This window comes from Clostridia bacterium (assembly GCA_036562685.1).
Classification (GTDB): Bacteria; Bacillota; Clostridia; order Christensenellales; family DUVY01; genus DUVY01.
In genome coordinates, this window is sequence record DATCJR010000187.1 from 1 (window position 1) to 12,276 (window position 12,276).

Annotated in this window: 13 protein-coding genes and 1 tRNA gene; 2 read left to right on the forward strand and 12 right to left on the reverse strand. The window is 33.9% G+C overall.

Annotated features, from left to right (window positions below):
- The 6 genes from VIL26_08315 to VIL26_08340 all read right to left on the reverse strand — a co-directional run.
- Positions 1-627: metallophosphoesterase (locus VIL26_08315; GenBank protein ID HEY8390931.1), on the reverse strand; the 627-nt coding region annotated here is incomplete at its 3' end.
- An 89-nt stretch (positions 628-716) separates the two neighbouring features.
- Positions 717-1,010, reverse strand: coding sequence for a hypothetical protein (locus VIL26_08320; protein ID HEY8390932.1), 294 nt, complete (start codon positions 1,008-1,010; stop codon positions 717-719).
- A 149-nt stretch (positions 1,011-1,159) separates the two neighbouring features.
- Positions 1,160-2,068, reverse strand: coding sequence for an HPr(Ser) kinase/phosphatase (hprK, locus tag VIL26_08325; GenBank protein HEY8390933.1), 909 nt, complete (start codon positions 2,066-2,068; stop codon positions 1,160-1,162).
- Between the two features lie 21 nt (positions 2,069-2,089).
- Positions 2,090-2,977: an HAD family hydrolase gene (locus VIL26_08330; protein HEY8390934.1), complete on the reverse strand. Its 888-nt coding sequence runs from the start codon at positions 2,975-2,977 to the stop codon at positions 2,090-2,092.
- A 32-nt stretch (positions 2,978-3,009) separates the two neighbouring features.
- Entirely contained in the window at positions 3,010-4,815 is a 1,806-nt protein-coding gene (uvrC, locus tag VIL26_08335) for an excinuclease ABC subunit UvrC (protein HEY8390935.1), read from the reverse strand.
- A 114-nt stretch (positions 4,816-4,929) separates the two neighbouring features.
- Positions 4,930-5,256, reverse strand: a complete 327-nt coding sequence (locus tag VIL26_08340) for a metalloregulator ArsR/SmtB family transcription factor (protein HEY8390936.1) — start codon at positions 5,254-5,256, stop codon at positions 4,930-4,932.
- 167 nt (positions 5,257-5,423) lie between these two features.
- Here VIL26_08340 and VIL26_08345 point away from each other — a divergent pair, with 167 nt between their 5' ends.
- The gene (locus tag VIL26_08345) at positions 5,424-5,702 is read left to right on the forward strand and encodes a hypothetical protein (protein ID HEY8390937.1); all 279 of its coding nucleotides are present in this window, start codon (positions 5,424-5,426) and stop codon (positions 5,700-5,702) included.
- Between the two features lie 59 nt (positions 5,703-5,761).
- Here VIL26_08345 and VIL26_08350 read toward each other — a convergent pair whose 3' ends face one another.
- Together VIL26_08350 and VIL26_08355 are read right to left on the reverse strand one after the other, a co-directional pair.
- Positions 5,762-7,456: a hypothetical protein gene (locus VIL26_08350; protein HEY8390938.1), complete on the reverse strand. Its 1,695-nt coding sequence runs from the start codon at positions 7,454-7,456 to the stop codon at positions 5,762-5,764.
- A gap of 88 nt (positions 7,457-7,544) precedes the next feature.
- Positions 7,545-8,150: a hypothetical protein gene (locus VIL26_08355; protein ID HEY8390939.1), complete on the reverse strand. Its 606-nt coding sequence runs from the start codon at positions 8,148-8,150 to the stop codon at positions 7,545-7,547.
- A 430-nt stretch (positions 8,151-8,580) separates the two neighbouring features.
- Between VIL26_08355 and VIL26_08360 the strand changes: the two genes are divergently transcribed.
- Positions 8,581-9,330, forward strand: coding sequence for an NERD domain-containing protein (locus VIL26_08360; protein HEY8390940.1), 750 nt, complete (start codon positions 8,581-8,583; stop codon positions 9,328-9,330).
- A 22-nt stretch (positions 9,331-9,352) separates the two neighbouring features.
- Here VIL26_08360 and VIL26_08365 read toward each other — a convergent pair.
- The 4 genes from VIL26_08365 to VIL26_08380 form a co-directional block, all read right to left on the reverse strand.
- Positions 9,353-9,429: transfer RNA gene (locus tag VIL26_08365), tRNA-Arg, on the reverse strand.
- A gap of 135 nt (positions 9,430-9,564) precedes the next feature.
- A complete protein-coding gene (locus VIL26_08370) occupies positions 9,565-10,356 on the reverse strand; it encodes an HAD-IIA family hydrolase (protein HEY8390941.1) in 792 nt (263 codons plus the stop codon).
- Between the two features lie 7 nt (positions 10,357-10,363).
- Complete coding sequence (locus VIL26_08375) at positions 10,364-11,743, reverse strand: iron-containing alcohol dehydrogenase (GenBank protein ID HEY8390942.1); 1,380 nt, start codon at positions 11,741-11,743, stop codon at positions 10,364-10,366.
- Positions 11,744-11,853: 110 nt separating this feature from the next.
- Positions 11,854-12,276 (reverse strand): M1 family aminopeptidase (locus VIL26_08380; GenBank protein ID HEY8390943.1); only part of this gene is annotated, 423 nt, incomplete at its 5' end.

A 12,276-nucleotide genomic window follows, 5' to 3' on the forward strand; every position in this document is an offset into this window, starting at 1 on the left:
TCCTGGTGCAAACAATCCACCAATAAAAGGCAGTCGTATTTGTCCGCCATGCGCATGTCCGCTAAGTACCAAATCAACATTACTTTCTTTATATATTTCAACTTTGTGCGGCTTATGAGACATCAAAATTTTGAAACCTTGCGTCTGTTGACTAAGACTTTTTATGGTATTTTCAAAATCCAAGGGGCTTTGAAAAAAATCCAAATCATTTACGCCTATCAAAGTAAAAAACTCTTCGCTTTTATAAATTTGGGTGTACTCATTGTTCAGCACATTGACGCCTTCATCAATTAATCTTTGTTTTAATTCGTCATACCTTCCAAAACGGTATTCATGATTTCCACTAGAAAAATAAATAGGCGCAATATTGACAGCTTCATAAAAAAAATTCATAGCTTTATCTACATGAACATTACGACGGTCAATAATATCGCCTGTAACCAAAATTATATCGGGTTGCAGATCCCTTGTAGTTTTTAAAAGTATAGTCTGATTTACACCAAATTCTTTATTATGCAAGTCAGACAAATGCAAAATTTTGTACCCATCAAAAGCTTTACCTATCAACGGGTGCTCAAATTCAATATTTGATATCTTGGGTTTTTTGATAGTTAAGTTATTTTTCATATAAAGACCAAAAAACGATATTATGCCGCCCTAAATAAATAGGGTGGCATAATAATGATATCAAAATAACTTAATTTTAGCTACAACACTTAACAATTTTTACGTTTGTTTATTATTTCAGTAAGAGTAAATAAGCCTACACCTGCAAGGGTATAAAATACAAGACGTTGAAAGAATATCAAAGCAGAACCTGCATTTATGCTCTCAACAATTGCTAAAATTATTCCTACGAAAATTGCAGTGAATATAATAACTCTCAAAATAAAAACTAATCTATTAGCTGCTATTGATATTCCACTTAAGAAATTTTTTTCTTGTTTTTGAGGTTTTGCTTTGGGCGTGTTTTCGCCTTGTGTGGTTTCTTCAGCAATATTATCTGCCATATTTGCCTCCAGAGATTTTGTAACCTTAGATAAAAATGACAGCTACAAGCTAATGTAGCTTTATCCATTCTTTATTTGGGCTTAATATAATATATTAGCTAATAATGGCAAATATGCTAAAAAAATGACGAATTTAAGATATTTTTAGTTTAATTATCTCCAAGCATCATACGCTTATTGAGTTCGTCCAAGGCTGAGAAGCCCATTGATTTTAGACGATGGTCTCTAGCTGCTACTTCCAAAATAACAGCTACATTTCGTCCAGGCTTTACAGGAACAACAATCCTAGGCAGTTTGTGATCCAAAATATCTATTTCTTCAGTTGATGAGCCCAATCTGTCATAGTCTTTTTTGTCATCCCATTTTTCAAGATGAACAACCATATCTATGACTTTGGTACGTTTTACGGCACCGACGCCGTACATATTTCGCACGTCGATTATTCCTATGCCTCTAACTTCCATAAAATATCTAATATTTTCAGGCGAAGAACCTATAAGTCTGTCATTAACTCTTCTTATAACGACCGCATCGTCGGCAACCAATCTATGTCCGCGTTGAACAAGTTCTAGCGCGTTTTCTGATTTTCCTATGCCGCTTTGACCTGTTATCAAAACACCTACACCATACATATCTATCAAGACGCCGTGCATAGTGATAGTAGGCGCCAATAAGTCATTAAGATATGTACTTATATCATTAAATATAAAAGTCGTACGCTGTTTTGACCTAAGAAGGGGTATCTGATGCTTTTGGACAAGTTCTACCATTTCTTTTAGAGGTTCCAAGTTTGTGCTTATAATCAAACAGGGCAACGGATAAGAAAAATATTTGTCTAGACTTTCGTAGCGTTGCTCTTCAGTAAGACTTTTTAGATATGCAAACTCCATTTCGCCCATGATCTGAACACGATCGGCGCCAAAATGTGTATAAAATCCAGTCAGCTGAATTCCCGGACGGTTTATGTTAATTGTACTTAGAGTAATATACTCTTTTCCTTGGTATATTATTTCCAAATCCAATTTCTTAGCAAAATCAATTAATTTTACTCTTTCTATAATCCTTTCAGATGTCATATCTTACCTCAAAAAAATAAGCTTTTCTATAGCATAAGCGACTCCATCATCGTCGTTTGAAGGTGCAATAAACTTAGCTACATTCTTGAGCCGTTCGTCTGCATTTTGAACAGCTACGCCCATTCCTGCCCTCAAAACCATACTATAATCGTTAAGACTGTCGCCGATTGTCATAACATCATCTAGTGTATATCCCATATTTTTTACTATATGTTCTATTGCTTTATCCTTGCCAGCATTAAGCGCAACACATTCCAAAAGATGCTCGCTTGATGTATTAAATATGGCTTTTGCAGAAGGATTTGGAGTATTATCCTTTTTTTCATAATCCACTCCGCCGCCAAACTTGTTCAAAAAGTGCTTAAGTTCTCGTTCAATGATATCTGTGTCCATCATCATAAGCAGTTTGTGACATGAATGATGCTGCTCTTTATCGCTTAATTTTTGGGTTATAAATTTTAGCAGATCTCCAACTTCTGTAAAAGTTATGCCCAAATAATTAGTATATCCTGTGGTCCAGGACATTTCCTTTTCAACATACAAGGTGTCATCAATGTATGCATGTATATAAAGATTTCGTGCTCTTGCCTCTTTGATTATTTGAGTTGCCGTTTCTAGATCCAAAGAGCTTTCATACAGCACCTTGTTGCTAATAGCGCTTTTTACCAAAGCACCTTGATAACTTATGACGGGAATATCCAATCCGCCCAAACCAGCTTCTTCCAAGCGGTTAATTATAGCACGATGCATTCTGCCTGTCGCTATAAAAAATGAGCCGCCCGCATCTATAAGTTCTTTTATTACATCTCTAGTATGTTCACTTATTTTGTTGTCATTTCTAAGTAGTGTTCCATCAAAGTCTGACACTGCAATAGGGTATTTCAATTTCATATTAAAATTAATTATATCATACGGCTTCAATATTAGCTATGAAAATAATCATAGATTTTTTGTGCTACTTGATCTGATATTCCTTTTATTTTGCTAAGCGTCTGAACATCGGCACGCTTTATATCCTCTATGCTCATAAAATGTTTATAAAGCAATTCAGCGCGTCTTTTTCCCACGCCTTCTATATTGACAAGTTCGGTTACAATATGCTTTTCTCTCAAACTCTTGTGGTATGTGATCGCAAATCTATGGGCTTCGTCTCTTATTCTCTGTAAAAGCTTAAGCTCCCAACTGGACTTGTCTAAAACAATAGGATCGCTTTGGTTTACCAAAAATACTTCTTCTTCTCTTTTGGCAAGTGATATCATTTCGATATTAAGTCCCAATTGCTGCATAGCTTCATAAGCCGAGGACAGCTGTCCTTTTCCGCCGTCAATAATTATAAGGTCAGGAGTTGCGCCAAACTTTTCATCCTTATTTTTAAGTCTTTCTAGGCGTCTTAAAATTACTTCATGCATTGACTTGAAGTCGTCAGCGCCCTCAACGGTTTTGATCCTAAACCTTCTATACCTTGATTTATCAGGCTCTCCGCCTACAAAAACAACCATGGACGCTACCTTGTCTGTTCCGCTTATGTTGCTTATATCATAGCACTCCATAATCTGCGGTGCGCGTCTTAGTCCAAGCTTTTCTTTCAAGCCCTCTACCGCGCCTTTGGTCATGTCTTCTTTTATTTTTTCTCTTCCTGCGTATTTTTCAAGATAATCCACTGCATTAATATTAGCGTTATCAAGCAGCTGTTTTCTTACTCCCTGCTTAGGCACAAAGAATTGCACATTCTTTTTGTACTTGCTGTATATCCACTCTTTTAGCCCTGTTTCGTTATCGGGTAAAACCGGCACTATTATTTCTTCTGCAGGATTTCTTGTTCCGTCATAATACTGCAATAAAAATGACGACAGCATTTCTTCAGGCTCCATTGTCACATCAATAATAGGGAAATTTTCGGCACCTGACATTTTGCCCGCTCTTACGATAAGTACACTGATTACGCACAACGACGGATTGGATGAAAACGAAAAAATATCAAGATTAGTGGTTTTGGGCAATGATGTAATAATGCGCTGTTTCATCTTGCTTAGCATTTCTAGCTTGTTTCGATAAGAAATAGCCGCTTCAAACTTTTCTTCACTAGCGGCATTCATCATGCGCGCTTTTAAAATTTCTTCAATTCTATCATCTTTTCCAGATAAAAATGCTATGACCTTTTCTACCTGTTTTTTATATAATTCGGGACTTATGCGTCTTGTGCAAGGCGCACTGCATAGCCCTAAATGATAGTTAAGACATTCTCTGTGATTGGAATTGAATTTTTTATAATTGCAATTTCGTACAAGATATGCGCCTCTAATCAGCTCAATCATTTCGTTGACCGCAACACCAAAAAACGGTCCAAAATATTTTGCACCGTCTGCTCTCAGTTTTCTTGTAACTTCCACAGTGGGATATTCCAAACGAGTGTCTATGCGGATATACGGTCTTGATTTGTCATCTTTTAAAAGTATGTTATATGGCGGCTTGTGCTTTTTTATAAGATTAGATTCCAAAGCCAAGGCATCAAGTTCGCTGGTTGCTATTATATAAGAAAAATCTGCGATTTTGGCAACCATCGCCATGACTTTTTCAGTTTGATTGCCGCTGTTATAAAAATACTGTCTAACTCTATTTTTTAAAATTTTGGCTTTGCCAATATATATTATTTGCCCGTTTTCGTCGTACATTATATAAACGCCCGGCTGTTCAGGCAAAAGTTTAAGCTTTTGTTCCAAATCTTTCATATTGATTTAAATTATACAGTATAAAAGTTGTCTTGACAACCGCCAAGTTTTGTTGATAACAAATAATTAAAAAGGATTTAAATGATTAAAAAATAATGATTAAAATATATAAATTTAGTATCCCAAATGCTCTACGCCGTTTAGCATCACTTCATTGACGCAATCACTTGCAAGGCTATAAAACACTACTTTGCCTTGTCTGCGGCTTCTCACGATACCGCATCTTTTTAGATTTCTTAATTGATGAGAAACTGTGGTTTGATTTATTTTAAGAAGCGTGGATATATCACTTACACACATTTCCGAAATGGCAAGCGCAGAAATCATCTTAATTCTGGTAATATCAGAAAAGACACTAAAGAAGTCCACCAACCCTTCTAGTATATTTTCGGGGGGCATATAATTAAGAATATGATTTTGTGTACGCTTGTCTATAAGCATAACTCTACTCTTTTTTAAAAAATAATATGCATAAATTTCATATGCGTTTATATACATATTATATAACACATAATTTAATTTTTAAATAAGCTGCAACACACTATTTTTGTCGCAAAAAAACATAAAATTTAAAATTTGCCAATTTTATGTAAAAGAGGTTTTATTATATGGCCGATTCACAAGATATTTTTATCTTATTGCTTATGATACTGTTTTTAGCAAACCAAAACGCCTGCTGTGATCGGGACCGTGATGATTTTGATGATGATGCTTTTGATGATGACAGATTTTGCAATATCAATGACCTTATTTTGATAATGCTTATTCTATTTACATTAAGTGGAGATTCTTTCTGCCACAGAAATGACCGAGATGATATAAGTGATCGAAGCAGAGTAGCAGATATAAATTGCTCTAGAAGAGGATTGAATTGCAGAAATAACTAAAATAAAAAACGCACTTATAAATAAAAAACCGCACCTAAAGTGCGGTTTTTTAAATATATTTATAAGTTATACAGTTGTCCCATACCTATACAGTTTACAATACTACCTTTAGGATATTGATAAGCAATAATTCCCTTGCCTGCTATTGTTGAATATACATCTAATCCGCCAGTGACAATACAATTATTTATTATCGGCATACCATATTGTGAGTTATTATTGAGTACTGCCGCAATTCCGCCTACATTAACGTATGTATAGAGATCATATTGTCGAATTTTGCCGTTGCTTTCACAGTTAAATATTTTTCCAGTCATTTCTCCAGCAATACCGCCGACATACTGCGCAATATGATCTACTATTATTTGACCGTTGTTGATACAATTTTCTATCAAACCATAAGCTATTGCTGCAATACCTGCTACATTTTTATCTCCGCCCCAGCCTTTTTTCTGAACTGTAGCAGTATTTTTGGAACCTGTTATATTGCCTTGCAGTCTATACGCTATTCCGCTTGCATTTCCGCCCGAAGTAAGTATATAACCGCTGTTATTACAATTAGTAATATCACCCTCTATATCCAAAACAATGCCTATAGCGAAATCATTATCGCCGATAATTGAACCTAAGTTTTGAGTATTTGAAATATTGCCTTTGACCTTTTTTGCAATTCCTACTGCAGTGCTATGACTGGTTATATCGCCGTAGTTTTTGGTATCTTCTATATCGCCATCAATTTCAAAGCCTATTCCGCATGCTCCGTAATTGCCATCAATATTAGAATAATTAATACATTTTGAAACTTTTCCTAAATTTTGTTCAGTACTTATCAAATTATATATTATTCCTACCGAATAAGCTGATGACGCATATACTTGAATTTTTTTATCCGAAGACCCGTTAACGCATCCAATAATGCTGCCGCCGATAACATCCACTGCAATTCCTGCCGCGCCCTCATTGCCTCTAATATTGGCAAGGTTTTGACAGTTTTTAACCGTACCTGTAACAACTCCTGCAACGCCAGCAGCCTTTGAAGACATTGATTGAACTTCTCCATAGTTTTTGCTGTCTATTACATCTCCAATTACTTTGTACGCAAGCCCAGATGCATAGCCATTTGCCATAATCTTGCCATAATTATTGCACTTTATTATTTTGCCTTTAACCTCGCCTACAAGCCCTGCGGCATATTCATTATTACCATATGATGAAATATCAATATAATTATTGCAGTTATATAATACACCTTGAACTTCCAAAACCGCAGCCAAAGCCGTGCATTTTTCTGAAGACGCTACATTACCTATTAGGTTCAAATTGACTATTGCACCAGATATTACACCAAAAATTCCATTTTTGGCTTCATCTTGATCAAGGTCAATTTTGAAATAATTATTTTTGCCGTCGATATAAGCATCCAATGGCTGATCTTTTGTTCCTGGTGTTATATCAAACTGCGCCAAATCAATAGGGTTTTCTTTAGTTCCCCAATTGTCCGAAGTCTCAAAGACATAATTATATCCTGATTCTATTACATGATTATCGTTATTATAAGAAATAACCTTAGTCTGTCTATTCTCGGGAGGAACAGGCATTGAGGAAATAACACCTTTACCGCCAAAGAAAGTATTAAAATTTCCTTTGACAATAATGGCAAATGTGGAAAAAATCAAAAAACAAGCTATAATCAAACTTCCGGCCAATATGAACAGCCTAAACAGGCTTATTTTACTATATTGCCTTTTATTCATAACATTTACTATAACAGCCGAATAAAGTATTCGGCTGCTCAAAATTGATTTTTCTGAAGTTAATTATCAAAAGTGATTGATTATCTTATTAATTAGCTTTATTGGCCACAACGGTAAGATTGTAAGAAAACTCTATATTTTTGTAATCAAGTTCATTATTGAAATCATTAGCATTTATAAAAATCGTGTATGTAACGCTTTCGCCTCTTTTCAAAATATTGTTTTCAACTGCTGGATTAACTACTGTGTAATAATCAGCAAAATTTTCTGTCGCAGTAAAACTTACAACAGAAATTACTGCATCTACATACGCTTTTCCTTCTTTTTCAGGACTAGGGTTGTTAATTGTAATAACAAACTTATAACTGTTTTCGGGATTTAAAACAGGTTTGGTTTTAATAGAATAACTTGTAACGTTCGCAACATCTGTTACCTTGTTTACTTCAGTGTCGCCTTGTTTTTCAATAATGCCGTTTTCATCAGCAGTGATTGAAAATTGCGCAACGCCAGAACCTATTTCATAAAAAGCTACGCTAACATCAATATCAGCATTTCCGCTAATATTCAAAGAACCATCATAATTGACATTGGTGCTGTTTTGAGTGATCGCATAAGTAGCAAAGCCCAAAGTAGCTGCAATAACTGTGATTGACATGAGAATTGAAACAATTCTCATCTTTTTACCCATTCTCATAAATTCAATAACTCCTTATATATCAAAAAATTTTTAACATCAAAATCATTGGTACTAAATTAAATAGTATTTAAATAATTATTTGTATCCTTAACCCCTGTATATAATATCTTGTTTAAAATATATTTGTCAAGCAAAAGTTTTAGTACTTTTTACCAAAAACAAGTGTTTATACTGTTTAAATCTAAATTCAATAAAGAATTTATTGGTAATTGAAAATATTTTTTAATTGCAAATCTATAATAGCATGTTATCTTGATTATGTAAACTAAATTATTCTATATATTAATAATTTATTTTATATATGATTTATGACTAAAAAGTGCTTAACTTATATTTAGTTTTGTGTCTAAAGCTTAGATCAAAGAATATTGGTTTAATCAAATTAATATGTTAAAATAATATAAAACAAAGTAAAGAAGGAAGAAAGATGACACCTGAAGATGTTTTACTTTTTTTAATTATTATATGTACGTCGGGAGCTTTAATTGGAGCGTTATTGGGATGGAGCCAAACGCCTTCGGGCAAAGGAATCATAGGAGAATTTTTTGTTAAAGTAATCATTGGAAAGACAAAAGAAGGTAAGCAATACGTTTTAAATAATTATATGGTTGTTGATGAAGGTAAATCTAGTCAAATAGACCATATAGTTATAAGAAAAAATGGTGTATTTGTTATAGAATCAAAAAACTATTCAGGTCGAATTTATGGTAAAGAAAATCAATTGGAATGGACACAGGTACTCAAATATGGAAAAGTTAAAAATAAAATATACAATCCGCTAAAGCAAAACGCCACTCATATTTATAGAATTAAGAAAATTCTTGATGAAAAAGTCCAAATCAAATCTTTAGTAGTTTTTGTTCAAAATAACACCAAATTTATTGAAGCTAATAATGTCATTCCTTTGTCTAGCTTGAAAAAAATAATTAAGCAAGAAGATAATGAATCATTAACCCTTGATCAAATGCAATCTATTTATAAAAAATTAATTGACGCAAAGCAAAATATTACCATCACTAAAGAAGAACATATATCTAATATTAACCATATGAAAGAGGCGCTACAAGAAGGAATATGTCCTCGTTGCGGCGGACAATTAATGGAAAAAAATGGAAAATACGGCGCTTTTTTAGGCTGTTCTAATTATCCAAATTGCAAATTTATTAAAAAATTATAAAAGACAGGCCATTGCCTGTCTATGGTGCACCCGAAGGGACTCGAACCCCTGACCTCTTGCATCGGAAACAAGCATTCTATCCAACTGAACTACGGGTGCAAAAAAACTAATGTCTAAAAGTACGCTTATATATTATAGGGCAGCGTATATATAAATGTCAAATTCAAAATTTTGCCTTGATTATCTATAAAATCAAGGCAAAAATCAAAAATACTTTTTTTGTCGAATAATGACTTATTTTAAGATATCTATCAAATCTTCAATGGAAGACAAAACCTGATCGGGCTTGACTTTAGATTGCGACAACATCTTTTGATCTGTTTCGCCGCTAAGCACCAAAACACTAAGCAGTCCAAACTTTTTGCCAAATTTTATATCGGTACTCAATCTATCGCCTATCATAGCCATATTCTTAGGATTAGTGTCAAATTTGTTTTTCAAATATTCCACCATATACTTATATGGTTTGCCAAAAATCTTAGAAGGTCTTCTTTGTGTACTTGTAAATACAAGGCTCAAAAACGATCCTACATCAGGCATAAATCCGTCTTTTGTTGGGCAATTTTTGTCAGGATGCGTAGCAAAAAAAGGTACACCCTGTCTTATAAATCTGCATAAAACATCTAATTCGTTATATGTAAATGCGGTATGAAAACCCATTATAACAATGTCAGGATTGTCTTGAGTAAGTTTTACACCCATATTTTGAAATTCGGCTTTTAATGCAGGCGTTCCAAACAGATATACAGACTTATCAGCAAAATGCCTTAATATATAGTCTATAGTAACTATACCGCTTGTAATGATTTCATCCAAAGATGCCGAAAAACCCAAAGCGGTTAATTTTTTTAGATACTCGTCCCTGCTTTTTGAACTATTGTTGGTAAGATAACATACTTTCTTGCCGCATTGTTTTATATGGTTGATAGCTTCAATCGCTCCAGGTATTACAGTATTATCAAGGTAAATCGTGCCGTCCATATCCAGCAAAAACAACTCGGTATCATTTAGTCTTTGGTATTCCATATATGCGTTATACTCCTTCTAGATACATATCCAAAATTCCTGTCATTTTGACAAAAGACAGCATTGTAAACTTTGAACTTGAATCTGGTGCTAATCCAAGCATAAGCATAATATCGGATTCTGTCAAATACTTGGTTGTCCAAAATCCTGCATCTTTATAAATCCTTTTAAAAATTTTTTCTAACTTTTGGAAAAAAACATAATATTCATCCAGCTTTGTTTTTAAGTCATCTTTATATTCATTCCATTTGTATTGCATTATCTCCCATTGTTCTGCATTGTCAACCATATATATTTTTTTTAATGCAACCAGCTCGCTAAGCCCCAGATAGTCCGTTAATTTTTCCAGCCGTAATGTGTTATCAGGCGGGCAAAAAAAGGTTTCGATTTTTAATTTTTCTAACCAAACTTTGTATGCGCGAAAAATGAGTTTTGCACATAAGATTAGGTTTTCTCCCCTGTTTCTTAGCTCTTTATTTTCTTTTAAAAAAAACATCTCCAAAACATTATACATACTGTCTTCTCCGCCGCCCATAAGCCGTGGATTCTGGGCAAACTGGCATATAGCGGACAGCTTTAGCTGCGTTTGAATCATATCAAAAATTACGGATTTGTCGCCGTATAATATGTTTCCAGCATTTTGACAAAAATTTTTTATGATACTTAATGCAGCTTGAGCAAGGCTATAATCACAACTTTCATTATTAAATATATTTGAAAAATGCCAATCCCAAAGGGCTGTCAATTTGGATGCCAAAACTCCTAAACCATTACCCAACGAACTTTGAGAGATATCCATAATAGACATATCTACACATACAATCTGGGGCGTTACAGTGGTAAACATATCTTTTATTCCGTTATGATATGCGCATACATAAGGCGATATTGCAGTATCGCATTCTGGAGTGGTTATATACAATACTAAAGGCAGTTTGCTAGAAGAACTTATGAGCTTGGCAGTTTCTATAACCTTATAACCGCCAACACCTATTATAAGTCTGGTATCGTCTTTTAAATTAGCTGTAAAACGTTCTGCCGCTTTTATCGATACTATATTTTCTTGCATGACAAAATCATCTGCAAAAAATTCTCTTGAACAAAAAGCGCCTTTTAGGCTTTGAGTAAAATCATACCACTCTTTAGAACATAAGAATAAAATTCTAAAACCTTTTCCGTAAAATTGATTAATTGAATTATAAAAACTTTCGAATGGATTAAAGTCAATAATAATATCTTTTAAAGGCAAAGAATATTCCTTGCCGTCATCTGAAACTATAGCACGGTTTATTAAAAATTGAATGTTATTTTTTTCTATATCTTTGATGTTAGTCATATCAGAACTTATAAGCCAAATAAACGGCAGCTTAGCTATTATATAATACAAAACACTTTAAGGTTTGGCTAAGTTTGTCGAAACAGAGGTTTTTATATAACGCAAAATTTAACTTATAAATAATTATTGACCTAAGAATTTAGGTCAATACAAGATTTTTATCAGTCGCCCAAAATCACTTTGCCCTCTAGCCATGCGTCAAAAATTCCTTCTAAGTCCTTTTTGCTGGTATCCTCAAATGCTCCTATCAGGTCTTTGGGCTTAGCTATCTTGAACTTTGAACGTTCATAATATTTTTTTAACGATGCAAAAAAGTCATCGTCTCCTATTATTTTTCTTATATTGTAAAACATAAGCTCGCCCTTTATATAAGTCATGCAAACATATTCATATTCATTTTTATAGGCATAGCTAGGGCGGTTCATACTCGAATCTACTTCGCCATAGACGCTTTTGTGCATTTCTATATAAATCAAGTATTGCTGTAAAGTCTGCATTATACGATCGCCATGACTTTGACCGTATGACGGATTTTTTTCATAAAAAACTGTGGTAGTATATTCTGTAAGTCCTTCATCCAGCCA

What these genes read in the sequence shown, in the direction of transcription:
- VIL26_08340 (HEY8390936.1), bottom strand. Translation starts at nt 5,256, where the DNA reads ATGCTTATAGACAAGCGTACACAAAATCATATTCTTAATTATATGCCC.
- VIL26_08330 (HEY8390934.1), bottom strand. Translation starts at nt 2,977, where the DNA reads ATGAAATTGAAATACCCTATTGCAGTGTCAGACTTTGATGGAACACTA.
- VIL26_08360 (HEY8390940.1), top strand. Translation starts at nt 8,581, where the DNA reads ATGACACCTGAAGATGTTTTACTTTTTTTAATTATTATATGTACGTCG.
- VIL26_08320 (HEY8390932.1), bottom strand. Translation starts at nt 1,010, where the DNA reads ATGGCAGATAATATTGCTGAAGAAACCACACAAGGCGAAAACACGCCC.
- VIL26_08350 (HEY8390938.1), bottom strand. Translation starts at nt 7,456, where the DNA reads ATGAATAAAAGGCAATATAGTAAAATAAGCCTGTTTAGGCTGTTCATA.
- uvrC (HEY8390935.1), bottom strand. Translation starts at nt 4,815, where the DNA reads ATGAAAGATTTGGAACAAAAGCTTAAACTTTTGCCTGAACAGCCGGGC.
- VIL26_08355 (HEY8390939.1), bottom strand. Translation starts at nt 8,150, where the DNA reads ATGAGAATGGGTAAAAAGATGAGAATTGTTTCAATTCTCATGTCAATC.
- VIL26_08370 (HEY8390941.1), bottom strand. Translation starts at nt 10,356, where the DNA reads ATGGAATACCAAAGACTAAATGATACCGAGTTGTTTTTGCTGGATATG.
- VIL26_08345 (HEY8390937.1), top strand. Translation starts at nt 5,424, where the DNA reads ATGGCCGATTCACAAGATATTTTTATCTTATTGCTTATGATACTGTTT.